Annotated in this window: 25 protein-coding genes, 2 CRISPR repeat arrays and 1 riboswitch (1 of these 28 only partly in view); of the genes, 2 read left to right on the top strand and 23 right to left on the bottom strand. The window is 34.0% G+C overall.

Translation table 11 applies throughout. The features are described 5' to 3' along the window. The 9 genes from P3F81_RS02195 to P3F81_RS02155 form a co-directional block, all read right to left on the bottom strand. Complete coding sequence (locus tag P3F81_RS02195) at positions 1-945, bottom strand: ABC transporter substrate-binding protein (protein ID WP_147666748.1); 945 nt, start codon at positions 943-945, stop codon at positions 1-3. Between the two features lie 42 nt (positions 946-987). Beyond that, positions 988-1,686, bottom strand: coding sequence for an aspartate/glutamate racemase family protein (locus P3F81_RS02190; RefSeq protein ID WP_147666750.1), 699 nt, complete (start codon positions 1,684-1,686; stop codon positions 988-990). Positions 1,687-1,848: 162 nt separating this feature from the next. Then, a complete protein-coding gene (locus P3F81_RS02185; protein WP_147666752.1) occupies positions 1,849-2,085 on the bottom strand; it encodes a hypothetical protein in 237 nt (78 codons plus the stop codon). Positions 2,086-2,284: 199 nt separating this feature from the next. Beyond that, positions 2,285-3,136 (bottom strand): hypothetical protein, encoded by an 852-nt coding sequence (locus tag P3F81_RS02180; RefSeq protein WP_147666754.1) that lies wholly within the window; start codon positions 3,134-3,136, stop codon positions 2,285-2,287. A gap of 204 nt (positions 3,137-3,340) precedes the next feature. Continuing rightward, on the bottom strand, positions 3,341-4,288 hold the full coding sequence (locus P3F81_RS02175; protein ID WP_147666756.1) for a sodium:calcium antiporter: 948 nt from the start codon (positions 4,286-4,288) through the stop codon (positions 3,341-3,343). A gap of 203 nt (positions 4,289-4,491) precedes the next feature. After that, the gene (locus P3F81_RS02170) at positions 4,492-4,833 is read right to left on the bottom strand and encodes a zinc ribbon domain-containing protein YjdM (protein ID WP_147666758.1); all 342 of its coding nucleotides are present in this window, start codon (positions 4,831-4,833) and stop codon (positions 4,492-4,494) included. 85 nt (positions 4,834-4,918) lie between these two features. Continuing rightward, on the bottom strand, positions 4,919-5,434 hold the full coding sequence (locus P3F81_RS02165; RefSeq protein WP_147666760.1) for a folate family ECF transporter S component: 516 nt from the start codon (positions 5,432-5,434) through the stop codon (positions 4,919-4,921). Positions 5,435-5,516: 82 nt separating this feature from the next. Then, positions 5,517-5,619: riboswitch (THF riboswitch) on the bottom strand. Positions 5,620-5,798: 179 nt separating this feature from the next. Then, positions 5,799-7,016, bottom strand: coding sequence for a sensor domain-containing diguanylate cyclase (locus tag P3F81_RS02160; RefSeq protein ID WP_309320582.1), 1,218 nt, complete (start codon positions 7,014-7,016; stop codon positions 5,799-5,801). Positions 7,017-7,024: 8 nt separating this feature from the next. Further along, positions 7,025-7,564: a V4R domain-containing protein gene (locus P3F81_RS02155; protein WP_147666764.1), complete on the bottom strand. Its 540-nt coding sequence runs from the start codon at positions 7,562-7,564 to the stop codon at positions 7,025-7,027. A gap of 385 nt (positions 7,565-7,949) precedes the next feature. Here P3F81_RS02155 and P3F81_RS02150 point away from each other — a divergent pair, with 385 nt between their 5' ends. Further along, on the top strand, positions 7,950-9,728 hold the full coding sequence (locus P3F81_RS02150; protein ID WP_147666766.1) for a carbon starvation CstA family protein: 1,779 nt from the start codon (positions 7,950-7,952) through the stop codon (positions 9,726-9,728). Between the two features lie 179 nt (positions 9,729-9,907). On the opposite strand, the gene P3F81_RS02145 is transcribed toward P3F81_RS02150, so the two are convergent. The 3 genes from P3F81_RS02145 to P3F81_RS02135 form a co-directional block, all read right to left on the bottom strand. Beyond that, positions 9,908-10,300, bottom strand: coding sequence for a bacteriohemerythrin (locus tag P3F81_RS02145; RefSeq protein ID WP_147666768.1), 393 nt, complete (start codon positions 10,298-10,300; stop codon positions 9,908-9,910). Between the two features lie 196 nt (positions 10,301-10,496). Beyond that, positions 10,497-11,840 (bottom strand): acetyl-CoA hydrolase/transferase family protein, encoded by a 1,344-nt coding sequence (locus P3F81_RS02140; protein ID WP_147666770.1) that lies wholly within the window; start codon positions 11,838-11,840, stop codon positions 10,497-10,499. A 245-nt stretch (positions 11,841-12,085) separates the two neighbouring features. Further along, positions 12,086-12,673 carry a cob(I)yrinic acid a,c-diamide adenosyltransferase gene (locus tag P3F81_RS02135; protein WP_147666772.1) on the bottom strand — a complete coding sequence of 196 codons (588 nt, stop codon included), beginning with the start codon at positions 12,671-12,673 and terminating at the stop codon, positions 12,086-12,088. A 207-nt stretch (positions 12,674-12,880) separates the two neighbouring features. Between P3F81_RS02135 and P3F81_RS02130 the strand changes: the two genes are divergently transcribed. Then, on the top strand, positions 12,881-13,360 hold the full coding sequence (locus tag P3F81_RS02130) for a spore coat protein (RefSeq protein WP_309320581.1): 480 nt from the start codon (positions 12,881-12,883) through the stop codon (positions 13,358-13,360). Between the two features lie 127 nt (positions 13,361-13,487). On the opposite strand, the gene P3F81_RS02125 is transcribed toward P3F81_RS02130, so the two are convergent. The 11 genes from P3F81_RS02125 to P3F81_RS02075 all read right to left on the bottom strand — a co-directional run bounded on the left by P3F81_RS02125 (position 13,488) and on the right by P3F81_RS02075 (position 25,943). Then, complete coding sequence (locus P3F81_RS02125; protein ID WP_147666774.1) at positions 13,488-14,420, bottom strand: alpha/beta hydrolase; 933 nt, start codon at positions 14,418-14,420, stop codon at positions 13,488-13,490. Positions 14,421-14,596: 176 nt separating this feature from the next. Beyond that, a CRISPR array of direct repeats spans positions 14,597-15,572; the repeat unit is 30 nt; unit sequence GTTTCAATTCCTTATAGGTAATCTAATAAC. Between the two features lie 194 nt (positions 15,573-15,766). Next, complete coding sequence (cas2, locus tag P3F81_RS02120; protein WP_309320781.1) at positions 15,767-16,033, bottom strand: CRISPR-associated endonuclease Cas2; 267 nt, start codon at positions 16,031-16,033, stop codon at positions 15,767-15,769. 8 nt (positions 16,034-16,041) lie between these two features. After that, positions 16,042-17,034 carry a type I-B CRISPR-associated endonuclease Cas1b gene (cas1b, locus tag P3F81_RS02115; RefSeq protein WP_147666776.1) on the bottom strand — a complete coding sequence of 331 codons (993 nt, stop codon included), beginning with the start codon at positions 17,032-17,034 and terminating at the stop codon, positions 16,042-16,044. A 13-nt stretch (positions 17,035-17,047) separates the two neighbouring features. Then, positions 17,048-17,545, bottom strand: coding sequence for a CRISPR-associated protein Cas4 (cas4, locus tag P3F81_RS02110; RefSeq protein WP_147666778.1), 498 nt, complete (start codon positions 17,543-17,545; stop codon positions 17,048-17,050). A 57-nt stretch (positions 17,546-17,602) separates the two neighbouring features. Then, positions 17,603-19,930, bottom strand: a complete 2,328-nt coding sequence (gene cas3, locus P3F81_RS02105; protein ID WP_147666780.1) for a CRISPR-associated helicase Cas3' — start codon at positions 19,928-19,930, stop codon at positions 17,603-17,605. Between the two features lie 5 nt (positions 19,931-19,935). Further along, positions 19,936-20,703, bottom strand: a complete 768-nt coding sequence (gene cas5, locus P3F81_RS02100) for a CRISPR-associated protein Cas5 (protein WP_147666782.1) — start codon at positions 20,701-20,703, stop codon at positions 19,936-19,938. A 13-nt stretch (positions 20,704-20,716) separates the two neighbouring features. Beyond that, positions 20,717-21,631 carry a type I-B CRISPR-associated protein Cas7/Csh2 gene (gene cas7b, locus P3F81_RS02095; protein ID WP_147666784.1) on the bottom strand — a complete coding sequence of 305 codons (915 nt, stop codon included), beginning with the start codon at positions 21,629-21,631 and terminating at the stop codon, positions 20,717-20,719. Further along, positions 21,612-23,642 (bottom strand): TM1802 family CRISPR-associated protein, encoded by a 2,031-nt coding sequence (locus P3F81_RS02090; RefSeq protein ID WP_147666786.1) that lies wholly within the window; start codon positions 23,640-23,642, stop codon positions 21,612-21,614. The genes cas7b and P3F81_RS02090 overlap by 20 nt, the downstream gene beginning before the upstream one ends. Positions 23,643-23,700: 58 nt before the next feature. After that, entirely contained in the window at positions 23,701-24,447 is a 747-nt protein-coding gene (cas6, locus tag P3F81_RS02085) for a CRISPR-associated endoribonuclease Cas6 (RefSeq protein ID WP_147666788.1), read from the bottom strand. Positions 24,448-24,603: 156 nt separating this feature from the next. Continuing rightward, on the bottom strand, positions 24,604-24,969 hold the full coding sequence (locus tag P3F81_RS02080; RefSeq protein ID WP_147666790.1) for a hypothetical protein: 366 nt from the start codon (positions 24,967-24,969) through the stop codon (positions 24,604-24,606). Between the two features lie 248 nt (positions 24,970-25,217). Beyond that, positions 25,218-25,943 (bottom strand): Fic family protein, encoded by a 726-nt coding sequence (locus P3F81_RS02075; RefSeq protein ID WP_147666792.1) that lies wholly within the window; start codon positions 25,941-25,943, stop codon positions 25,218-25,220. 112 nt (positions 25,944-26,055) lie between these two features. Then, positions 26,056-26,180: a CRISPR direct-repeat array (repeat unit 30 nt; unit sequence GTTTCAATTCCTTATAGGTAAGCTAGTAAT) (it continues 1,176 nt past the right edge of the window).

Genomic DNA, 26,180 nt, shown 5'->3' with positions numbered 1-26,180 from the left:
TTAATCCTGAATAAACGTATCATCAACAAGATCTTGATAGCTATACATTTGCTTTATTAAATTCTTGCCTTTTAACCACGCAATACAAGAATCTATATCTGTTTCAGTTGGTTTATTTGCCTTTTTATATGTTGGCAATACTAAAGAATCTTTAACGCTTGGTGGGAATCCACCCTTTTCAATTAATAAATCAATATATTTTTCCTTAGGCTCATTATTCAAGTAATCAATCGCTTTATTGTAGGCTCTATACATTGCTTCCAATTCTGCTTTCTTCTCATGAACCGACTTTGTTGTAAACATCAAAACCCCCGGATTGATCCCCAATTTATCAGAGCTATTGATTAATTTGCCACCATTTTTCATTGCAATACTTGCCATAGGTTCTGGTAAAGTTGCCGCTGCTAACTTACCATTTGACAACATTTCTAAGCGTGTCGGAATTTGTGGAATAACAACTTTATTAATTTGTTCCTCATTCATTTTGTTTTCTACAAGGATTTTATCTGTTACATACTCAATGATTGTATTTTTTGACACGGCAATATCTTTTCCCGCCAAATCCGCCATAGTTTCAGCTTTTTCATTTGGTGAAGCAATTAATTTGTAACTTCCATTTGTTAAAGAGGTAATCTTGACATTAAATCCACCCTCTTTAGCAAAAGCTACCGCTAACATATCAGAAATTGCTCCATCTAAATTCCCACTCTGTAATGCACTATCACGATCCATCGCACTTTTAAATGGTTTAATCTGAACTGTCAATCCCTCTTGAGCAAAATACCCCTTTTCCTGGGCAATAATGAATGGAATTGAATCAACATCAGGCATCGTTCCAATCGTCAGCTCTTGTAATTTTCCTGTTTTCGGCGCAGACGAATTACCACATCCACCTAACATCATAATCATCATACCCATTAAAATTACTGCCATTATTTTTTTCAATTCGATTCCCTCCAAATTTAAAATCTTTACCGTAGCAAAATATTATTTTTGCATGTCAATCGCATAAAGCGCTGCATTTCGCGCATGAATCTGCGTTGTATCAAATAATTTTATACTTGTATCCTTTTGTTTGACAAGCAAACCAATTTCCGTACACCCTAAAATGACACCTTCCGCGCCAGCGGCTGCTAATTTGTCAATAATCTTCAGGATTTTTCGTCTTGATATTTCCGATATACTTCCTAAACATAATTCATCATAAATCACTCGATGAACTAATTCTCGATCTATGTCATTTGGAATCAAAACTTGTATATTTTTTTCAATTAATTTATCTTTATAAAAATTCTGTTCCATTGTATATTTTGTCCCCAGCAACGCAACCTTGCAAATATTTTCAGTAAGTAAAACCTTTGCGGTTAATGTCGCAATATGTAACAAAGGAATTTTTACAGCCATTTCTACTTGTTTTGCTATCTTATGCATTGTATTTGTACAAATTACGATACAATCCGCTCCAGCTCGTTCTAAGCTCCGCGCTGCACCCGATAAAATCGCTGCACATTTTTCCCAATCTCCGCTAGATTGGCAGGCTTCAATTTCAGCAAAATCTACACTATAAAGAATACATTTCGCCGAATGCAATCCTCCTAGGTTTTCTTTTATTGTGCGATTGATGATTTGATAATACATTGATGTACTCTCCCAACTCATACCGCCAATAAGCCCTATAACTTTCATACGATCCCCCTTTATCGAAGCTAAACGCCATATTGTTTTTTAGCAATTTACATTTTTCTACCTTATAAGTATAATTCATTCACAAAAATACAGCAACTTTCATATAATAAAAACCAGTAGAATATTCTACTGGTTTTTATTATTCTTCTTCTATTTTTAAACTTACAAAATCATCCCTGCCATATTTTCTTTTTCATTATCTGAATCCTCATTTTCTTCTTCTTCCTTTTTCGAGCTATCTGGATTAATAAAGTCATTTTCATAATATTCATCATTATTGTCATAATCATAACTTAGTGTTTTTTCAGAACGCCCTTGACTAGAACTTTCATCTGAAATTGCTACTAGACCAACGATTACAGCAATTATCGAAAATAAGATTAACCCTTTCTTCTGCACTGCTCTCTCCTCACTTTAACTTATCCATACTTTTATCTTATTTTATAAAAGAATATTAGATAATTCAATACAATATAAATAATCTGTAAAAATAGAACTAAATTCTTTGACTCTCAGTCACCGAATGTTTCTTTCACTACATAACAATAGGCAAAAATTTATGATAATTATTTCTCATAAATTCTTGCCTACTTATCCATCATACACAATACGCATACTGTTCATAGCACTTTGGGTTCAACTTTTCTGTTTGAACATGCTTTTCAAACAATACTTCAATTTCTTCTCCATATATATTCTCTACCGAATGAACAGCAACCTCTTCGCTCCTCATTCCTTCAAGCTTATTATCTGCCAAGCATTCATTCATATTCTCTGGCTCTATATCTAATCTAGTCAAAAGCTCACTAAATAATACTTCAACTTCTTCTCTACATACATTCTGTACTGGTTCTGCAACTAATTGCTCAGACTGTACCTCTACTTCTTGTTTAGCCCCTATATATAAGTCATCCATTTTCTCTGGGTTCGCTTCACTATTGGATAAGTGCTGATTAAAGAGTATTTCAATTTCTTCCCCACACACATTCTCTACAGTTTCTCCAACTTCTTTTTCAAATTCAGTTACAGTTTCTCGATTGCTACCTACATAAAATTCATCCATATTTTCTTTTTCATTCTCTTTTACCTTTTTAATATGGAGCTTAAACCATTCATCAATTTCACTTTTTTCTTGATATTGCCCTGAATGCTCTACTACTTTATCTAAAAATAAATCAACATTTTCATTTTCCAGCTGTAGTGGTAGCTCTGCAAGAGTATCTTCTTTTTCAGCCATTACAGTATCTATGACTTTTTTATCAGATAATGTGCTCAAAAAAACAATTCGTTTTAAAACAAAAAACAGCGGAACGCAAAGCAACACACTCAACCCATAAGCAATTTCTTCATATACATACACTTCAGAAAACCAACAATTTATTCCTATCAAAAATTCAAGCAAAAAAGCTATTCCAATATCTTTTTTTATCCGTTCACTACTCGTTTTCATTCTGGTCACCCCATTCTATTGCGCTCAATAGAAGTTAATTTAAAACTAAACTTTATTCCTCATTCTTACTAATTTCATTATACTAAAAATAGGTCTAAATTCCTATCCTTTTCTTTAGAGAAACGAGAACAATTATTTTTTAGTTTCTTAATCATCAAATTTATTTATGGAATGATCTATGCAAAAATTACGGGGTTCATTCAATTACAATAAAAATGCTATATAACAAACCACCATAGCAAACGGGCAAAGAACTTGTGTTGTTTTATTTCTAGCTTTTAATAAAATCATAAATAATGGTGTAGCTACAGCACCATAGACAAGTAGACTTAAAGTTTTTGGATCAGAAAAATCATAGATTCCTTGTCCAATATATAGTATATCAGCAATGCATAATACCAAGAAATTAAAAATGTTGCTGCCTATAATATTACCAATCGCAATGTCATAACTTCTCATTCTAAATAAAGCAATTGTGGATGACACTTCCGGAAGAGATGTTGCTACTCCTAAAAAGATGGCTCCGGCTAATCCTTCACCTAAATTAAGACGCTCTGCAATATCATCCGTAATGTAGGTAATAATAATACTTAGGACAATAATCCCTATACTTACAAGAATAAATCTTGTTACAATTTGTTTTAGCGTTAGATCTGTAACAGTTAATTGTTGTTGTTCTTCACTACCACCATTTTCTGCCGATAAATTTTTTAATGTAAATAAATATAATGCCAATATAATAAAGGAAGTAATACTAACTGTCATGATTTCAAAATTTAATATATGATTCATGTTCAACATTATCGCTATATAAATCAATGTCGTTGAAAATGTAACAGCTAAATGGCCTGATGAAATCCTCGCTTTGCAAAAAGATTTTAAAAAAATCAAAATTAGGCTACCTAAAACAGCCAAATTAAATAAATTGCTGCCTAAAATATTTCCCATACATAATCCAGGCTTATTCAAGAAAAGGGTAGCTGAAACACTTGTAAAAAGTTCTGGCAATGAAGTAACTGCCGATAACATAATCCCGCCAATAAAAGCCCCCGAAAGTTTCGTTGTCTTATCAATTAAATCCACATACTCTGAAGCTTTTTGCGATAAATAAACCACTCCTGCTGCTACAATTAAATAAAATAAATAAATCATAATTTCTTCCCTTCAAAATAAAAGACTCATAGACGCTGACTAAAATAGTCATTGTCCATGAGTCTCGTTTTTTAAGATAATACCAGATTTTCATCATGATGTTGGCATTACCACAGCTCTTGCTGCAAACTACTCCCTCACAGGAATTAATATGTTCTATGACGCAATATATCATACTTACAAAGTTTATGTCAAATATATATTTAAATCTTTTTCACAAACTCAGATTTCAATTTCATTGCACCAATTCCATCAATTTTGCAATCAATATTGTGGTCACCTTCAAATACTAAACGAATTGATTTTACTTTTGTCCCCATCTTCACAACAGAGGAAGTACCTTTTACTTTTAAATCTTTAATTACTGTTACTGTGTCACCATCCTGCAGAACATTTCCATTCGCATCTTTTATTACATTTTCATCATTTTCCGCAGAAGTATCCATGTCATTCCATTCATGTGCACATTCGGGACAAATAAAAAGTCCTCTATCTTCATACGTAAATTCAGAATTACATTTTGGACAATTTGGGAAATCACTCATAAACTTTTCATTCTCCATTCATCTATAGGTTTTTCGTTATCGTTATTGATATTACCATAGTTTTATCCTATTGACAAACCAGTATTCAAACTTGCCTCTGAAATAAAGTAAAGTGTCCAACCTGCTTATACATGATATGAATTAAACAAGCCTCTATTGGTAAGAACACGATTGCTTTAAGCAGGCGACTAACAAAAAAAGTAGCAGCAGCTTTATTGTATAACAAAGCAAGCCAAACTGTATTCAGCCCTAAATCAACGAATAAAGTAATCAATGTAACCGTAATAAGAATATGGCTGAAAGAGATTTTTTTCTCATAAAAAAAATGTCCAAAAATCCATCCTGTGCAAAATGCACTCACTGTAAATCCAGGGAAGAATAATCCTGGGAAGAAAATCACGCCCCCCAATACATCAGCAATAGCAGCCATAACAGCTCCCTGCCAACGACCAAACTTCATTGCAAATAAAGCAATCGGTAAAAATCCAAAGCTCACCCGCATAAAAATAGTTTGAATAGCAAAAACATGAGTAAAAATAATCGTCAAAGCGATAAAGACGCCAGCAAAAACAATAACCTCTGTCTTTTTGTTTTTTTGCAAAAAAATACACCTCCATATGAAATTTATGTTGATAAATTCATCAACACATCGTTGCTACATATAGAGGAGTTCCTTTCTATGCAGCAGCGGGATGCAACATTTGTACCGCAAACTTAACTTAAGTTTTTCGTTCAGTGACAACTCCCCGTTCATCTGACACTTAACGCACAAATGTTTACTCTGCTATTCCTTCAGTATAATATTATAGCCTATTCATTTATCAATTACTAGTTATGTCCTCATAAATCCGTAAATTACTAGAAGACTATAAGTACAAATTTTTAGTATATCTATCATTTAATAATTTAGATTTTTATCAATGAAATCAAAATAAAAAACCTTCATGAATGAACATATACTTTTTTTATATCATTTTCCTATTTTTCTTTCGGTTCTTCCAATGATACATTTTTTTATCCGCCTTTGCCAAAATTTCTTGCGGCAACAATTGATTATCTTTACAAATATAAATAAGACCATAACTAATTGACATAGGATACTCTGTATCTTTATGTGAAATTTTTTCATACAATTCAGCTAATTTCCCTCGAATTTTTTTTGGTGTGCAATTAGGGAAAAGTACGATAAATTCATCCCCACCAATTCTGCATAATCGGTCAGAATCTCGCGTATGCTCAAAAAATTCTTTTGCAACAAACTTTATATATCGATCACCAGTATGATGTCCAAAATTATCATTAACATATTTAAGTCCATCTAAATCTATAAAACAAACTGAAAACCCTTTGTGTCCTTGTTGTAATTCACTTAATAATTTCATGCAGTATCTACGATTATAAACGCCCGTCAATTCATCTTTAAAAACGGCATTTTCCATTTCTTCCTGCTCTCGTTTGCGATTTGTAATATCCCTAATTAAGTATGCACAAGCAGCAACTTCATTCCACTCAATAGGATATGCTTTTGCTTCCACAAATTTTGCATTATATTCACATTCCAATTCGATTACATCATTTTCATCTTTGGACATTTTGTCAATTAATTTTTCAATGACTCCACAAGTGTATCCACAAAAATTTCGATTATTTTTAACATCACAACCTAAACATCGTACAGCTTGATTAGAATAGATTACTTTCTTCTCCACTTTATCAATAACAACAATCCACTCTTCAATCCCATTGATAATTGATATTAAAAGATTTCTTGACTGCTCTAAAGCTACAGTTTTATCTTTCAATCTTTTTTCTCGTTCCTCCAATTGCTCTATCATAGAATTAAAAGCTGTAGAAAAATCACCCAGAAATTTCACACGCTGTTTATAATCACCTTTTGCTACTTGGGTAGCTTGCCAGCTTAAGTGTCTTAATCCTGCATGAATTTCTTTTAATCCACTTGCTAAAAAATTATACCGATTTGGCACCTTTGCCTCTAAATTTCCTATAGATAATTGTTGCAAAAATTCATTTGATTCACTCAAACACTGTCCTAAGTAAGTAACCATCTCTTGTATTCTGTCAAGTTTAGGTGATTTAACCTTTTCTATTGTTAATAATGGTTTATTTAATATGATATTTTTTAATTGTTCAGTTAAACTTTGAATATCACGCGAACTGCTCATTTTCCTCATTACTCTTTCTCATTTATTAAAAACCCTTCAAATCTACATACCCTAGAACCTGTTGACCAACAATCTACTTCCACGACCTGATAAGATTTTTTTGTATAGCTTTTTAATATTCCAGCTAACAATCCCTCGTCATAATTACAAACCGTTTCACCTACAACCGGTAATCCAGAACAATCTAAATCTTCACTTATCGTTAAAACTATATGCCCTGTTGAAGAATCAAATTTTTCGATTCGTAAAATACCAATTTTCTTTTCTTGCAAAACCTCTTGCAATTGCGCAAAAAACTCATTAAATGGAAGTGCCAAATCCAATATATTTTGGGCAAATTCACAACCAGCACGTTCACCAGATTTGCGAAAAATATCAATTGTAACTTCTTTACCAAATCGTGCTATCAATTCGTCACGCAGCGTATATTGAAATAATCTATACATAAATACTGGCATCTCATCACCAAGATTGTTTCTCCTCTTTGAAATATTACTAATGCTATTCCAAGAAAATTTTCCATTACCATCTTGTAAAAATTTTATCATTTTTATCACCAATCTCTTTTTAAATATTAGGTTTTAAGATTTATTAGTAAAATATTAATAAATTCTATTCTACATCAAAACATTTTACATATCTATACAAAACAACTTAAATAAATACATTTTTATAATTATATTTATTCAGAAATTGTTATTATTTATTTAATTCTCTAGCTTGCGTTATTTTTATAAGTTTTAACTGCAAATTCATTGAGAAAGAAAATTTTTTCTGCTATACTTAACATGAAAAATTATCCAAAACATATGAATTGTTTGTCACTATGTTTTAATCAACTATTTCTATAATGAAAATTTCAAAAATTCAAAATGTTTTGGGTTTTTATAAATTTATTTACGCTCTTATAAAATTCACATTGGGGGAATCTTTATGAACGGACTTTACATGGTTATTATTTCAGCATTAATTCTTGTAATTTGTTATCGGTTTTATGGTGCCTTTATAGCCGCAAAAGTTTTAGCATTAGATCCAAATCGACCAACCCCTGCAATCATCCACGAAGATGGGCACGATTATGTTCCTACAAACAAATGGGTAACCTTTGGGCATCATTTTGCCGCAATCGCCGGAGCAGGTCCTTTAGTTGGGCCGGTTTTAGCTGCACAATTTGGATATTTACCCGGTATGATCTGGCTGTTAGTCGGCGCTTGTATTGGTGGAGCGGTTCATGATATTGTAATTTTATTTGCTTCAATCCGTCACGATGGCCTTTCTATCGCCGAAATTGCAAAAGCAGAAATCAGTAAATCTACAGGGCTCGCAGCTTCCATTGCTGTAATTTTTATCTTGATCATTACTATGGCAGGTATGGCTATTGCTGTAGCAAATGCATTATTTAATAGTCCTTGGGGAACTTTTACCGTCGGTGCAACAATTCCAATTGCTTTATTCATTGGAGTTTATATGCGTTTTCTTCGTCCTGGTCATATCGGCGAAGCTTCTTTCATTGGAGTTGTTTTAGTATTAGCAGCAGTTTTTGGCGGTTCCTTGATTCAGCATTCATCATTTGCACCTTATTTTACCTTGAGCAGAGTTCAACTTGATCTTATTCTACCTTTATATGGTTTCATTGCCGCAGCTCTTCCTGTTTGGTTATTACTTGCACCTCGTGATTATTTAAGCACCTATATGAAAATTGGAACAATTGGTGCTCTAGCCTTAGGAATTATTATTGTACAACCAGAAATTCACATGCCTCCAATAACAGAATTCATCCATGGTGGCGGTCCCGTAGTACCAGGTCCAGTATGGCCGTTTATCTGTATTACTATTGCTTGCGGCGCAATTTCTGGATTCCATTCCATTATCTCTACCGGAACTACACCAAAAATGATTACAAATGAAAGAGAAATTTTACCTATTGGCTTTGGCGCTATGCTCGCTGAATCCTTTGTTGGTATCATGGCATTAATTGCAGCAACAAGCCTATTCCCGCCTGATTATTTTGCAATTAATAGCGCACCTGCCGTATTTGAAAAGTTAGATATGGCAGTTAAAGAATTGCCATTCTTATCGCAAATGGTAAGTGAAGATATCGCTGGACGTCCTGGCGGAGCAGTATCTTTAGCTGTCGGCATGGCACATATTTTTGCAAAAATCCCTGGTCTTGAATCATTGATGTCCTTTTTGTATCACTTTGCTATTATGTTTGAAGCACTTTTCATCTTGACAATCATCGATGCTGGAACCCGCGTTGGTCGTTATTTGCTTCAAGAAGTTGGTGGACTTGTATATAAACCACTTGGAAATGTTCATTGGATGCCAGGAATTATATTTACCAGTGCACTTATCTCCTTTGCTTGGGGGTATCTTGTATTTGGCGGTTCAATTTCTTCCATCTGGCCACTGTTTGGTTTATCAAATCAACTTTTAGCCAGCATGACTTTAGCAATCGGAACAACAATGTTAATTCGTATGGGGAAACTTAAATATATCTGGACAACAGTTATTCCATTATGCTTTATGATTGCAACTGCTTTAACAGCTGGTTTTTATAATATTTTTGAATTCTATCTTCCTAAAAATCAATTATTATTAGCTGGATCAAGTGCAATAATGATGTTACTTATTATATTCATCATATTTAGCTCTATCAAAAAATGGTCTTCATTAATCAAAGATAAAAATACTACAAAAGTTTCAGTTTAAAATATGACTTCTTAAATAGAAACAAAAACAACATTACTTAAAAAGTAATGTTGTTTTTGTTTCTATTTAGCTTTCAAAAGCTCTATATTTTTGCAAGTTGTGATAATCATAAAAGATATACACCATTATCTACCATATGTAATGTTACAGGATATTCTTTGCATTTTTAGTTTCAAATTTTATTTATTAATCAACGTATCACTTTTTTTAATATGGGAAACTAACCAATTTGCGAGAAAATCCAAAATTTCCAATAAAGTCTCTTGTTGATTTTCATCAATTCCATCTAAATCAATATCCTCTAATTTTTTTATAAATTCTGCATGTTGAATTTTTTGCGAAAATCTTCTCCGATATTGAATCTTATCCATATATTCTTCTTCATGCGCAAAATGGGTTTTCGTATATCCTCGAAGTTCTTCAAGTATTTCTCTAATATAATCATACTTATCAGAAACAAAATTATCTTTCAACAATTCGTATGCTTCATTAGCGATTGCAAAAAGCTTTCTATGTTCATTATCAATTTGCTCTACACCAGTTAAATAATCATCTGTAAATTCATACATCATACATCTCTCCTCTAACAATAATCTATTTTATAATATAACAACCTCAAGCAAAAATCACTATCTTTTGAAATGTTTTTATTAATAATAATTATTCCAGTATTTAATAATAAAAAGCACCCTATGATACTTCAATAGGATGCCTCCATGTTATCTGCCGATTCAACTGAAGTTTAAACTCCACCTAAATCAAGGCTTATTACATACGCTTATTTGTTTTGCGCCAAATCCCTAATTTTTCTGCCTGTTTTATTAATTCATCATGAAAACTAGGATGCGAGATTTGAATAATTCTTTCTGCACGTTCCCATGTCGTCCTTCCAGCTAAGTCAGCAATACCCCATTCAGTAACTAAACAATGTGCTTGCGACCGTGGATTGGTTATTGCTGTACTTTCCATTAAACTCGGTACTAAACGCGATTTAAGTTCACCGGATTTTTTATCAACAAACGTAGAGGTAAGCGCAATAAAGCTCTTGCCACCATTAGACAAATATCCTCCAGTTACAAAATCTAACTGTCCTCCAGTGCCACTAATATGACGTTTACCTGCCGATTCTGAGGCAACCTGACCGTATAAATCTACTTCAATGCAATTATTAATTGTAATAAAGTGATCAATTTGTGACATAACTGCTGGATCATTTACATAATTAATCGGATAAGACTCAATCTGTCTATTGCCTCTCACCCATTCATATAAATCACTGCTTCCCGCACAAAAAGAAAAAACACCTTTCCCCATATTAATATTCTTCTTTTTGTTTGTCATTTTTCCAGCCTTATCGATCACCATATAGGCATCTACTAGCATTTCCGTATGAAAACCAAGGTCCTTCAAATCCGATTCTGCAATCATTGTTCCTACTGCATTTGGCAATCCGCCAATGCCGAGTTGAATCGTAGCCCCATTAGGAATTTCTGCTGCAATAAGCGCTGCAATCTTAATCTCCTCTTCCGAGATTTTCCCTGGATTAATGACCGGGATATCAGGATGATTCCCCTCAACAATAAAATCAATTTCACTAAGATGAATGGAGTTTTCTTTTCCTCCAATAACCCTCGGCAAATTCTCATTTACCTCAACAATAACAATTTTTGCTTTCTCAACAATTGCTTTCGTTGCTGAATTCGTAAAAGAAAAGTTAAAATTCCCGTACTCATCCATCGGTGTAACCATAATCATTGCCACATCAACTTCTAAACTCTTACGATAATGTAAAGGTTTGTTGCGATAAATCATCGGAATATAGTTACACAAACCTTTATCACTTAATTGCCGTTCAAGTCCGCTAAAATGCCAGCTATTATAACAAAAATGTTCACGCTCAGGATCAACATCAACCACAGCTAATGGAGCCATCCGTAATCCGCCCCGAATTTTTACATCAAAAAGCTCCTCTTTTCTTAATGCCAATGCTTGATCAAGCGCAACTGGTTGCCCTAAGCAAAAACTATAATCTACCCAGTCTCCAGATTTCACAACTTTTACTGCTTCATTAGCAGATACTATTTTCTTTTTGTACTCTTGTTTCAAACTCATAAAACCGCCTCCAAATCCTATCAAATTGGGGTGTGGTAATATTTCTGCTAACCTTTTACTCTCCCTAATTTTCATTAAATTCTGATAATGCTAACAAAGATAATACAATCCCATAGATAGCGATTATTATACTATAAAGAATATTTTCTTTCTAGATAAAAATTTACCAGAATTAAAATTATTCTTCTGAATTAATAGTAACCCTATCGTTCACCCTAGCTACACATTTTGATAATTCTAAAAAACTAATTTTCAATACCCACACGCGCTTCAATTCCATTAGTATAATAATGTTTTATCTCCTTCATCTCTGTAACCAGATCGGCTTTTTCAATTAATTCCTTAGACGCTTTGCGTCCTGTCAAAACAAGTTCAACAGAATCTAATTTATTTTGAATTAAAAAATCCAACTCACTCCCTGCAATTAATTCAAAATATACCGCTACAATGACTTCATCAAGAATAACAATATCATAATCGCCACTTTGTACTGCTCGCTTTGCCACCTCCATTCCTTCATGAATTAAAGCTACATATTCTCGCGGTGGAAAACCACTTTTAAAGACAACAATTTCTTCACCGATGACCTCCTCTTTCAATCGGTCAAATTCTTCTTTTTTAGCAATAAAAAAAGGTTTCCCAAACGTTTTAACCGTCAAATTTCTAGATAAATTGTTTAATATACAATGTTCACTATACGACTTGTTCTTCATAAATTGTAAGAAACAAACTCTTTTACCTGCGCCTAATGCTCGAATTGCTAAACCTATTGCCGCAGTTGTTTTTCCTTTTCCATCACCAGTGTAGACTTGAACATACCCTTTAAATTTCATGAGCACCCCTCCGTAAATAGTTCTACAGTGAAACTTCTATATATTAACAATGAATCCTTGTTTACTTAAACGATATTTTTTTATTTTAGCAATAATCATAAATATTTTAATATAATGATAAATAAACTAAGATTATCAAAATCTCAACTAAAAATACAGTAGTATAGTTATGCTTTTAACAGTCATACTATTGAAGGGGTGATTTTTTTGTTAACACAAAAAGAAGTGAATTTGTTAACAGACTTAAAAAAATGTGAAGAAGTTTGCGTTCAAAAATACAATAAATACGCTCAATCAGCTTCCTCACCATCATTAAAATCTTTATTTCAGCAAATCAGTCAAAAAGAGCAGCAACATCTAAACAGCATTGATCAAATTCTAAATGGCTCTGTCCCAACTATGAATGCTAATAGTAGTAGTAGTAGTAGTAATAATAATTCAAATACTTTACAACAACCTTCTTCACAAGCCGCATACTACGATAATACAATGAACAAACAAAATGATGCTTATCTATGCTCAGATGCATTAACTACAGAAAAATATGTTTCCTCTGACTATAATATTTCTATTTTTGAATTCACCGAAAACAATATTAGGGATGTACTAAATCATATTCAAAAAGAAGAACAAGAGCATGGAAAAGCTATTTATGATTATATGGCTCAAAACGGAATGTATAACTAAAGACTATTTAACTTAAAAAATCTATAAAAAGAGTGTAAGGTGTTCCTCTGCAGTCGAAAGACTCATTGGACACTCTTACACTCTTTTTACTTAGAAAATCATTTACTATAGCTCTTGCAAATGTCTTTTATAATTTATCATTAATAAATTTGAAAATTGTACCGTAATATCTATCTGCATCTACTTTTCTTGCATCCGCATGTTCTGCATTTTGCACTCTTAAAATTTGTTTTTCACAAGTTGCCGCACTATATAACTCATCTACCATAGATACAGGTGCAAGTTCATCATCTTCGCCATGAATGAACAACGTTGGAATTTTTATTTTTCCCATGACTTTTATTGGTGCTGCATCCGATATAAAATAGCCTGCTTTTAGACGTCCAACACCATCGACAATATTCATAATCGGAAACGATGGTAAACCAAACATCTTTTCAAGTTGCATTATAAACATCGTATACGCACTAGTATAACCACAATCTTCAATTAAAACTTTAACTTGACTAGGTAGATCCTTTTCAGCGGTTAACATAAGAGTTGCCGCTCCCATAGATACCCCATGTAATATAATTTTCGCCTGTGGGTCTTTCGCTATAATTTCATCAATCCATAGTTTGATATCATCGCTTTCTAAAAGCCCCATACTTAAATAAATTCCTTCACTTTTTCCACTTGCACGTAAATCTGGCGTTAATACATGATACCCTTCACTTAAATACTTTGTAGCAATATCCCAAACGCTATTTTGCTCTCTACCATAACCATGCACAACAATCACCCATTTATCGCTGGAAACATTAGGCGCAAAGTGTGTCCCAACTAACTTTAATCCATCCAATGATGCTATTGTCCAATTTTCTTTTACAACCGACGGCTCATCTTGTTTTTTTACTCGTGGATCTAAAATTTGCATACAAGCAACAGGTACCGCTGTTTTGTCCTGATCATTTCCTCTTTGCAAAGCAAAATTAATAAAGTAATTGCCTATGTATATTCCAATTGCTCCCAAAACAAAAAGAACTGTAAATATCCAAGCTAACATTTTCTTATTTTTCACTTTCGACTCCTACTATTGTAAATATACTATTATGTTAAAATTCGAGTTAAAGCGACAAAAATCCTGCTAACTCTCCTTCACGATCATGATTAACGTCGCACCTATTCATCACAATATCCTTATAGGTAATCTAATAACTGCTGTGGGGGCTGCTACATCTGTAATGACAAGCCAATGTTTCAATTCCTTATAGGTAATCTAATAACGGCAATGAACAAAAGGAAGGGGTGATTCCCTTTGGCAAGGTTTCAATTCCTTATAGGTAATCTAATAACGGTAGTAAAGCTTTCCGGAGCAAGTTGTATTCTCGCTTGTTTCAATTCCTTATAGGTAATCTAATAACGAAAGAACAATTTTTTATATTAATGATATGATGGGGAGTTTCAATTCCTTATAGGTAATCTAATAACCTCGGCCAGCGTACGATAAAACGGTTCCTAATGCATAGTTTCAATTCCTTATAGGTAATCTAATAACTCTTTGTGAAGCCTTCTCTGGTTGTCTGTAAATGGTTTCAATTCCTTATAGGTAATCTAATAACGAACAAGTAAAAGAACGTGACAAGCAACTTGAAACGCTGTTTCAATTCCTTATAGGTAATCTAATAACCAATATGTACTACATGTCAATAGGGTGAACTAATAAAGTTTCAATTCCTTATAGGTAATCTAATAACTGCTGTAGGGGCGCAGGGTGATGTAGTCATGAGTGAGGTGTTTCAATTCCTTATAGGTAATCTAATAACGTTTGTACGTATGGCTTGATTCCTAAGGCTTCATAGTTGGTTTCAATTCCTTATAGGTAATCTAATAACAAATACGGCATCTGGATTCATTAGGGCGTTGCAAGATGGTTTCAATTCCTTATAGGTAATCTAATAACTGAACAACCTTATCAAGTCCAGATCGCTTGAGCCTTCGTTTCAATTCCTTATAGGTAATCTAATAACTCCGGGGCAATTTTGATAGCATCCGCCAATCTCGAAAGTTTCAATTCCTTATAGGTAATCTAATAACCAGAGAAAAAAGAGGTTTATACGAAAGCACAAGCAGAAGCGTTTCAATTCCTTATAGGTAATCTAATAACTAATTGTAACTCCATGCGGCGATGGAAAGTATCGGAGTTTCAATTCCTTATAGGTAATCTAATAACCCATATTATACATTAAAATTCTACTAAAATCACTAATATTTATGCAAAATCAACTTTTTCTGGCGAAATTTTATTTTTAATTTTATTTCAATCAAAAAATCTCATACAAAAAGTCGTCGACCCCTAGGTGTTTTTACACTATCTATGGTCGACGACTTTTTTCTTGCATACTTTTTTAATTTTTATTCATTACGTTACAATATATTACCCGTTTCGCACCTTTCTACACCTAATATGGCTCTGGAGTAATATCTTGTTGTCCTCATATTATAAATAATAACCGAATCTTGCTCTTTTATAATATGATTCAATTCTATCATCAATTTTTTATAATTGCCATCGGAGATTTCTCCTTCAAAGACTGAGTTTTGTACCCAATTAAGATATTGACGACATTTTTTTAATACTTTTGCCACTCGTTTTACGTGAATATCATAAACTAGTATCACAAACAAAATCATCACCTCTACTACCACTTAGCTATAAATGGTTCATATGTTTTTTCGCCCATAATGTGCTTTTCAATTTTGTATAATTCCAACCTTATCAAGCGACGATATGATACAGATTTGCCAATTTCTCGATGTTGGAATGTCGTTTTCAATTTTTCTTCCCAATTTTCAATAAAACATTTCTTGCCTTTCTCTTTTAAAATAATCCCTTCGGTATCACTGACAAAATCTTTCTTGGTAATCATCTTTTTAGCAATACAACTAAAGATAATTCTATCTACTAAAATAGGCTTAAAAATTTCCGAAACATCTAAGTTAAGTGAAAATCTACGAAAATTCGTACTATGTAAATATCCTATACGTGGATCTAAATGAGTTTTATAAATTTCACTTAAACAAACAGTATATGCTAATGTATTGCCAAAACTAATTAATGTATTCAAATAATTCTTCGGAGGTCGGCGAGTTCGCTCCTGAAATACAAAATCTTTATCATCGATAATCGTATCAAACGCCTTATAATATGTTTCACGAATATTCCCTTCTATCGCCATTAATTCCGGAATCGTTTCTGAACTTTCAATACTCGGAAATAACTTCCCAACTGTTTCTAAAATCTCCGTTAAATCGCGTCCACGATTCAAATAATATTTTAGAATCTGCCGAATGTTTTTCGCCGCCCCACTTACAAACAATTTTGCTAATGCTAATCGTTTCGCTTCATCCATATAAAACTCAGCCTGCTTTAAAATCGTATACCCTGAATTCAAATGCTCGCGCGGATAAAAACTTCCCATATAATAGCCATAATAATTAAAGTAGTGCAAAATAATTTCTTTTTGCGATAGTAATTCCACAAGCGCTTTATTAAAATTTACTTCTCCAAATACCATAATTTCGCCAACATCTTCAACCGGCAAAAACCTTCTGCCCTCCGCCGTTTCAAAAAATATCGTATTATCTTTACGTTGCAAGACCCCATCTGAGAAAAAGTATAGTGTCTTTTTCATCATTTATCCCCCTTTAGCACCAACAAAATTCTGCATATGCACAATTGCGGCAAAACTTCTGTTTTTCCGGCGGCAATGGTTTTTCTTCATTTAAGATGACTGAAATATCTTCTATTATTTTTAATAGTTCTGCTTCTGTTTGTGCATCGAGGACAACTTCTTCCCGAATTTTCTCTTTAGGAAATCTTAATTCGCCTTTCGCCTCTATGCCACGTTCCTTCAATTTACTCATGTAAAATGCCAATTGCATCCTGGCACTTTGCTTATAACGTGAGCTTTTCTTTACTTCACTAATGCAAAATTTCCCATCAGCTAGTTCCAAAACGTCAATTTTAATGTTATCAACAACAATTTCTTTTTTCTCACGGGCATACGAATATTCAGCGATACTTTTACCAATCAACACATTATCATTTTCTTGATCTGGCACAATTTGATGCCCCATAAGCCAAACTTCACGCTTGCAAATATAGTAATACCAAATCAAGGTTCCATTTACTTTAACGTCCATTCCTATCCCTCCCCGATAAAAAATCCCGACGGTTTTTAGCAACCATCGGGATTTTTATCAATAAACAAACGCTTGCGGGCTCTCTGTCATAAATCCCGTCTCATTATAATAGTTTTTTACTTCATCCAATTGTACGACATACCAATCCAGCTCGACTCTATGTACATCGGCAAATTTACACGGTATATTTTTAGCTAAATTCGCCACGCGAATATCCACCGTATAGCGACTCAATTCCGTAAGGAGTTGTTTTAATTTGGCCTTTTGTGCAAAATCTAAATGTTCTTCTTCTAATAACTGCGCATATTCTTCTGCTTTTTCCTGTACTTGTGCTGTTTTAGTAATCAAAACTGTTTTAACATTATCTTGATTCTCAATCAGCGAAAAATCACGAATTGCCAGGCAATCCTTCACCTCGGTTTTATACTCCAATACATGCATTGCTCGATAAATCTGCCGTTCATGCTGCTCCGATTTAGCAATTCGTTGATAATACTGCTTAATCAAAGATAAGTATTTATCTTCACCGATACTTTCGCATGCTTTTAGCATTTTACTCGTTTCTTGCCTTGGATACTGGTCATAAACAGATTTTGCACTCCCTGTATCAAATACATATAACGGCAGATACTCCCCTTTATCACCAGCCCGATTGATTCTGCCGGCAACTTGAATAATCGATTCTAGCGGTGCTAAATCCCGATACCCGATGTCAAAATCTAAATCAACGCCAGCTTCAATCGTTTGTGTTGACACTAAAATAAACGGCACTTTCTGCTTTAATAAAGCTTTTGCTTCTTTGATTACCGCTTTTCTATCGACAGGAATTAAATTCGTTGATAGGTAAAGCACTTGGTAATCTTCCTTTAACAGTTGATAAACTTCGATACTCTGCCGAATCGTATTGACCACTACCAATGCGGATTGATCCTCTTCTTTCGTCGCTTTGATAAATTCGACAAGCGCTTCATTATCTTCGACCTTATCAAAGACGGGAATAATCTTCGTTCGCTTTAACTCCGAATAGTACTCTTGGTAGCTCGGCAACAATTCATAGGTATGCATAGGATTGTCCTTAGGCAAAAACCGATTTGCCATAGTTACAATTTCCGGCTGCGTTGCGGTCATTAAAATAAACCGAGTTCCATAAAAATCCGCCAAATGCTGAATCACCGCCCCTAAAAGCGGTGCATAGTAAAACGGAATCGTTTGCACCTCATCTAAGATGACAACACTGCCCGCCAATTTGTGAAGCTTTATCAATCGCTTATTCTTATCCGTTAAAATAGATTCAAAAAATTGTACGAAGGTAGTAATCACGACTGGACTTTCCCACGCTGACATTAACAGCAGTTTTTTCTGCAAATCAGTCTCATGCTCAGATTTATTTTCCGCTGTAGCATTCAAATCCGCCCCACTATAATGCACCAATACATCAGCAAAAAATGCTTCATAATCTATTTTCGTCTGCTCTAAAATATTGATAAACGGCAATGCTGTAATAATTTGTCCGCGGCACTGATAAAGCTTTTGCATCCGCTCCATAATCTTTAATCCCGCACAAATACTCGTCAAGGTTTTGCCTGTTCCCGTCGGTGCAGTTAATTGAAAAATCCGCGTTTTACCAAACTCTTCCTCCGTTAACGCATCCACTTTCTCTAGTACACTACGCCGAATCGTTTCCCGCTTTTCATTTACCGCCATGGCTTGCTGATTTTTTTCCCGAATATAACGTTCGATATCAGCCAGCTTAGTCGTATTCACGCTTTCTTTTTTGTCTAATCCAGCAGAATTTAATTTATCTGCCCAAATCAGCTTAGAAAAAATATATTGCAGCAAGAAAAACGATTCTACACCATTCATCGATAAATTTCGTTTACTTCTTATATAGCTAACATTATCTTGTATAAATTTTTGATACACAGCTAAATCAAAAGTTGTGCTTAATTTCTCCTTATACTCTGGATAAGCTTCAATTTGCTGACAAATATCTTCGTACTGATTAGTAAGCTGAGAAAACAAGTTATTCTCCATTGCGATATCATTATTCAAATCGCCATGATGTTTAGCGATTGCTAGCATTGCTAAATAGCCGTCAATTTCTCTAGCTTTATAGTTTGTGCTAAACAGCCCCGCCGAAATCAATGCATGATCTTTTTCATGTCCACCTTTATCCGTTTTAAGATACCGTTGAAAACTCTTCATGAGTTTACCGACATCATGATAGTAGCCTGTCTGGGACAACAGTTGCTTTAATCTGTCATTGGACGAACATTTAAAATGAAGTGGGGAAATGTTCTCCCCCATCTTCTTTGCTACCACTTCAAGATGCTCTGTTAACGCTTGTCCGGTTTGAGAAGTTTTATCGTAATGTGCATACAACAACGCAATCACTCCAAAAATACAATATTCTCTTTTGCATCCATTACATAATACGGTGTAGCTTGTTTTAAAATCAATGACAATGCGGTATCTTCCAAGTTAAATAAAATCTCTTTACGTGAACCTTCCGTAATCAACCGATGTTCATCAAACTCCGTAATCGTTTCTTCCTTAAAAAAATTGCTGCAGATTTCTTTTTCCAAACAAATCTTTTCAATTCGGTTTAGAACAACTGCACTACAAATCGCAATAACAGCATCATCACTTAAGCGTTTTTCTAAGTCCACTACTTTGCCCTGACTAATCCACCCTAAACATTGTGCACTTCCCAAGGCAACACTAATTCCTTGCGACAAATAGGCCGACGAAGGCAAACAAAGCATTGCTGTTAATTTTTCCATCACACTTCTATCTTCATGATAAAAAATTACTTCATAACAGATATTTTCACTTTGTAGATTTTTCGGCACGACAAACTCTGTATGATTTTGCGTACGATTTAAGCCTGCTCCATTTAAATGATTTAAGCTTTCCACCTTTAACAAATTCATTGTTTGCGTGATTTTCTTCAGCGGTGATTTTACGCACAAAGCAACTTTGCAACGTTTATCGGAAAACTCTTCATAATAACTGTCACGTTCATACCCCAATAAACCAGCAATGATTCCCTTTATCGTCGCCACAGGTGGAACTAAATGTGAAAGTGCAGTTGAATTGCTATAGTATTTTCTAAAATGTGCCATCTTGCCGTTAAGGCAAAAGGAAATCGCCTGCATGACTTTCACCACCTTATTTAACAATCGGTTTCAATAAATCAAGTCTTACTCCGTCCGGTAAGTTTTCCACCTGTTTGAATAATGGACTCTGCCAAATTCGCACTTCTTTAACATACCCCTTACCTTTTAACTCTGCAATCGCTTGCACTAAATTTGCAAAGTCCAAGGATATATCTGCTATCCCACGAATCGCTGATTCTTTCTTGAGTTTAGCTTCAACAAATCTGCGTAAATCACCTAAATATCCATCAAAATCCTCGTGATATACAACTTCTAAATAAAGTAACGGCTGTTGCCCTTGTTTGCTATGCGTTAGATTATTCATCAAAGACTGCACTAACGCCCTGCGAAATACTTCACAATCTTCTTCCGTCACTCCTGTTTTCGTTGCGGCAAATTTATTTATCGTTCCACTATGCGCAACCATTGCATAATGCGCTTTATACATCTTGCCAAATGTCGAATTATCATCATTCATAATCGTTACAATGGAATTTGATTTCACTAAATCGACGGGATGAAGTGAGTACCCCCAAGTTAATTGCACCGGGCCAGTGAATGTCTTCGTAATATTACTTTTCACCGCCATTGCACTACCAAATAAACGAATATCAATCATATTCTCCAAAATACATTTTGTTTGTTCCTCTTCGGTTGATGTTTTAGACAAGTCATGATCTTTCATCACTTCTTCAAACATCTTGTCCATTGTCACTTTTTTATCATTCAACGTATTAACAAAAATCCCATACCCTTTATTCGCTAAAAAATCACGGACATCACGTTTCCGGCGAACATCACTCACTAACAATGTTTTTGTTTCATTATCCATCCGTGGTTTGTTTTCTTGATCCGCGTCTCCATTCGGATTCGTATTCGTCGCATCAAAAATAAATAAGAAATCACTATTATTCTTCACTACTGTCATTATTATCCGCCCCTTTATTCTTATAATTTAATACACAAAAACTGTACCCCGCTTTAATGAAAAACACATTTTCTTTCTCTGTTAATTGATTTTTCTTATCGACTTCTCCCAAGTTTCTCGTTACACAACCTTCAATTTGTTCAAAAACACCTAAAATTTTATTTTTTAACAAAATACTTTGATATTGTCTCCCTTTTGCCTGAAGTTCTAAATAGAACTCCAGCACCTCTTTATCAGTCATCCCTGAATACGTTATTTTATCAAGGATTGGTTTTGTTTTATGGTCTTGTTTATATTGTGCCCTTCCAATCAAATGCATTAATACACCCATGTAAAACAATTTTTTCTGTGCCATATTAAAATGATGTGCTGTTAAAAACTGTTCCATCTCTTGAATATACTCTGGATACTGTACCATTGGACTACCTATTTTCTCCATCATAACTACCTCCTCATTTAAAATCTTTAACTCTTGCAATACCTCAATCAAAGCCAAATACATCATGACCATTTCCGCACTATAAAAATCTTTGCCGTAATCTTTCCCATATAAAGCTTCTAAACGGTGCAAATTTTTATAATTGCGCAATTTTGCTGAATTTAGCTCACGTATCCCCTTTTCTAATGCTTCCGTTGCAAAATCAAAAATAACATTTCTCGCAATAGCTTCCCCTTTTAAAATGCCACTGTAAAAATCTAAAACCCGCCCAATATCTAATTGTTCTCCTTTAGAATTCGTCGCGACAGGAATCATCCGATAAATATTCGCTAAAGAAAAAGACGTTAAAAATTTATCAAATCGCTCTTGAAGAATCTTTTCAAATGCCTCATTTACTTCTTTAAACCGAATTCGCGATACACTTTCAATCGTTTTTACTACACTGGTTGATTTACCATCCGTCCGATAAAACACCATATGAAATTCATATAAATGAATTTTTTTACCGAGATACGTCGCCATCCCTTGGCAGTCAAATTCGTTAATTAAGTCTTTGACTGCTTGATCAAGTTCCTTATGATTAAATACGGCATCAATATTAGCTTTTAATGCAGGTAAAAATTTTGTCTCTAGCTTATCCGTTATTCCAGCAAATAATAGCACGCAATCTTCACCGGCTATCCGGATTTTGTAGTCCCGCATCACAGCCTTTTCACCAAACAATATCTTTTCATAACAAGCTTTACAAAGGCTATAGTTTTTCTGATGATTACTCTTATTAAACAGCGGACTATAATTGACCGTTGTCGTTACAAATACTTTCCCGATACTCGATTTACTCAATTTTGTCGAATACTCTACCGTGTTAATATCATGTTTACTTTTCCCACACAAATGACAAACTGCTATACTTCCGCTACTCTCCCCTTGCAACGATTCAGTAATCGCTGTTAAATAACCTTCATCCTGCGAAATGCAAATAGTTTCACCATCTTTTATAATCTGCGGAATCACCAATACAAATTTTCCATTGCTTTCATCTTCTAAGCAAAAATTAATAAACTTATCCGGACTGACTTTATCGCCGTTGATATATAGCCCTTTATCAGCCTTATCACGTTTGACTTCAAACTCCACTTCGCCCAACGCTTCACGAAACTGAATCGTTGCTTCACAAATTCCTTTTTCATCAAACAGCTGACTCTCTTGACATTCTTTAAGTAACTCTTTTAATTTGCCATCACCAATAAATTCATAAAGATTTTGCATAATTCCCTTTGACTTGCCCAGCCAAAAATTCAGCATACTCCCCGCATCACGAACAACATATGTCTGCTTAGCAGCAGCAGGATTGTTACCGAAATAATGGTATTTTTGTTCATCAACCATATCTCCGCTATACGGCACTGCATCAAAAAAGATTTTCTTTTGATCTAAATCAAAATTCATAAAAATATTCAACAAATCTTTTTTTCGATCTTTTGCCATAATCGAAGCTGGTTTGATGAGTGCCGAAAATAAATTTTCAGCACCCTCACCACACATATTGCTCAACAATTTTGGTATGTCCATGATTATCCACCACCTTTACTAGATTGCAGAAGAAGGCATTAATGCACACACGTATGCATTAATGCCTTCTTGCTATTTCGATACAACCAAATCCCTGTGAATTTTTACTGCCTAGCCCACATTCAATAGCAGTTTGCAACAAATTTTTCGGACCAGATAATTTTAACCGCCCCGAATAGCCTTTAATAATAATATTTTTATAGCGAACAATATTCATTTTCCCCATACCAATTGGTGTAACCAAAACATCACCTACTTGGAACTCCCTTGAAGAATTTAAAATCGCCTGACATTTCTTGATAAGGTTATTTGTAATCATCTCATTGTATTCCGGGTCACGCGGTGCAAAATAGGCAGTATACTTCCGCCCATCCATGCGAAGCAACGTCGAATACACAGTAATCGGTGACAAAGTCTTTACGATAATTTCATCTTGTGTAATCTCTTCATCATAAACGTCCACACGTTCCACAATTAAATCATTACTACCCAATCTCACACTAGGGCTTAAAAGCATCCCATTTGCCAATTCTTCTATAAAATAATTCAGCGGTGAAGTAATCACAAGCTGAACCATTCCACTATAAAGAATCCTCTGTCTGGCAGGAAATAATGAAAAATTGCCCATAAGACGAGAAAAACAAAATAATTTAAACGTCCGCCCATTCACAACAAAGCCTTCATCATGTAAAAAAGTCGCCAGTTCTTTACTAATTGAACTATAAATCCAACTCTGAATAATATGATTATGGTCAATTGGCAAGTCAATGCTATTTTCCGCTTTTAAAGTAATCACCATTCTCATAAAAAATACGCCCCTATAAAATCATCTTATGAAAACGTAAATTCGACATATTTACAAATATATCCTTCTATTTCCACAAATATTTTATTTTTGTTTGAACTCTACAACCAATTTATAAAATTGCTATCAATCTGTGGAAAAATAGGTTTCAATTCCTTATAGGTAAGCTACTAACTTTTTATCATCTTGCCCCACTGAAAAATATGCACCTATACCATCTAAGTCAATCTTGTCCTTTTCATCAGCACTAATTTGCATTTTATAATTTAAAGCAGCGCTACCATCTCCTTGTACCATCGGAAGCAACCATTTTTTTGAACGAGCAATTTCCAATAATAATTTTTTTTCATCTTTTCCTGACAGTATCCCACTAAACCGCTCCGGAGCGAGATACCATAATAAGAATCTATCTAATTTGGGTTTTACCTCTGTTGCCCGTAACGTTGCCTGAGGTTGCTCCGCTTGAAAATGAATAAGCGGGGTTAGTTGACGTAATTTAACTTCATACTTCCATGAACTCATACTTCATCCTCCTTCATCTCACCTGTTTTCTATCCGCTTCGATATGATATATTACAAAATTATCGTTTAAATTAACATTTAATAATAAATTCTACATTTGCCTTGTTTTTCCTATGTGATAATACATAAATTGTTTAACTATTGCATACTATATAATTCATTAAGGAGATACCTATTTTATCTTTGAAACAAAAAAATCATCAAGGTTTAGCATTTTTATAGTGCTAGAACTTGATGATTTTTGTTCTTTACTTTACCAATCTAAGATAATCTTTTTGACCTTCTATTACTTGCTCTGCGATAAATTTAATAAATAGATTTGGATTTTTATGTCCCTGCTCTAAGGCTCTAATATAATCAACTTTTACAATTGGAGAAATACATACGATTGGATACCCATATTGCAAGAAAATCAAATTCATAAGCGTCCTACATAATCGTCCGTTCCCATCAATAAATGGATGTATATATACTAATTCCTGATGAAATCTTGCTGCATACTCAACAGGATGTATAGTATCTTTGATTTCAGTCATTTTCAATATAAACTCTTTCATTTTTAAAGCAATCTCACTAGCAGTTGCTACGCTGTATTCTGAGCCACTAATATATACTTGTTTTTTTCTATAAACACCAGCATTTTTTATATCGATAGGCGCGTACAATACTTTATGTAATCGCTTTATTGACTGCTCTGTTAATTCTTTTTTATCATTAATCATATGTATCATCTCATCAAAAGCTGCACCACTCCCAATTACCTCCAGATGATCTTTCATTGGCTTTCCACCAATAGTAATACCATCTTCGAGAACAACCTTCGTCTCAGATATGTCTAATGTATTGCCTTCGATAGCATTAGATGAATACACCAAACCAATTTTATAATAATCTTTTAATTCATTTAACTGTATATGATTCAGCGGTCTATAGCGATTTATTTCTAATTGCTTTTCATCTATTTTTTCGAACAATGATTACCCCTCCTTATAAAGCTTTAATAATAAAAGTATATATAATTTTACCAATTCTGTACACTTCATTCCATACAATAAAAGTTAATTATCAAAATGCAGATAACACAGAGTTTCAATTTCTCATAGATAAGCTAGTAATGTAGAAGAATAGCTGGGATATATAACTGGAGTGATGGGTTTCAATTCCTTATAGGTAAGCTAGTAATCTAACTCAACAAGTTGCTCCCAATCTCG

Source organism: Selenobaculum gibii (assembly GCF_030273445.1).
GTDB lineage: Bacteria > Bacillota > Negativicutes > ICN-92133 > ICN-92133 > Selenobaculum > Selenobaculum gibii.
Note: the sequence above shows the minus strand (reverse complement) of the source record. Positions and strands in the feature narration are given on the sequence as shown.

Coding starts and splice junctions, on each gene's coding strand:
- P3F81_RS02190 (WP_147666750.1), bottom strand. CDS start 1,686: ATGAAAGTTATAGGGCTTATTGGCGGTATGAGTTGGGAGAGTACATCA.
- P3F81_RS02180 (WP_147666754.1), bottom strand. CDS start 3,136: ATGAAAACGAGTAGTGAACGGATAAAAAAAGATATTGGAATAGCTTTT.
- P3F81_RS02175 (WP_147666756.1), bottom strand. CDS start 4,288: ATGATTTATTTATTTTATTTAATTGTAGCAGCAGGAGTGGTTTATTTA.
- P3F81_RS02170 (WP_147666758.1), bottom strand. CDS start 4,833: ATGAGTGATTTCCCAAATTGTCCAAAATGTAATTCTGAATTTACGTAT.
- P3F81_RS02160 (WP_309320582.1), bottom strand. CDS start 7,016: ATGAGCAGTTCGCGTGATATTCAAAGTTTAACTGAACAATTAAAAAAT.
- P3F81_RS02155 (WP_147666764.1), bottom strand. CDS start 7,564: ATGATAAAATTTTTACAAGATGGTAATGGAAAATTTTCTTGGAATAGC.
- P3F81_RS02150 (WP_147666766.1), top strand. CDS start 7,950: ATGAACGGACTTTACATGGTTATTATTTCAGCATTAATTCTTGTAATT.
- P3F81_RS02145 (WP_147666768.1), bottom strand. CDS start 10,300: ATGATGTATGAATTTACAGATGATTATTTAACTGGTGTAGAGCAAATT.
- P3F81_RS02140 (WP_147666770.1), bottom strand. CDS start 11,840: ATGAGTTTGAAACAAGAGTACAAAAAGAAAATAGTATCTGCTAATGAA.
- P3F81_RS02135 (WP_147666772.1), bottom strand. CDS start 12,673: ATGAAATTTAAAGGGTATGTTCAAGTCTACACTGGTGATGGAAAAGGA.
- cas2 (WP_309320781.1), bottom strand. CDS start 16,033: ATGATTTTGTTTGTGATACTAGTTTATGATATTCACGTAAAACGAGTG.
- cas1b (WP_147666776.1), bottom strand. CDS start 17,034: ATGAAAAAGACACTATACTTTTTCTCAGATGGGGTCTTGCAACGTAAA.
- cas4 (WP_147666778.1), bottom strand. CDS start 17,545: ATGGACGTTAAAGTAAATGGAACCTTGATTTGGTATTACTATATTTGC.
- cas5 (WP_147666782.1), bottom strand. CDS start 20,703: ATGCAGGCGATTTCCTTTTGCCTTAACGGCAAGATGGCACATTTTAGA.
- cas7b (WP_147666784.1), bottom strand. CDS start 21,631: ATGACAGTAGTGAAGAATAATAGTGATTTCTTATTTATTTTTGATGCG.
- P3F81_RS02090 (WP_147666786.1), bottom strand. CDS start 23,642: ATGGACATACCAAAATTGTTGAGCAATATGTGTGGTGAGGGTGCTGAA.
- cas6 (WP_147666788.1), bottom strand. CDS start 24,447: ATGAGAATGGTGATTACTTTAAAAGCGGAAAATAGCATTGACTTGCCA.
- P3F81_RS02080 (WP_147666790.1), bottom strand. CDS start 24,969: ATGAGTTCATGGAAGTATGAAGTTAAATTACGTCAACTAACCCCGCTT.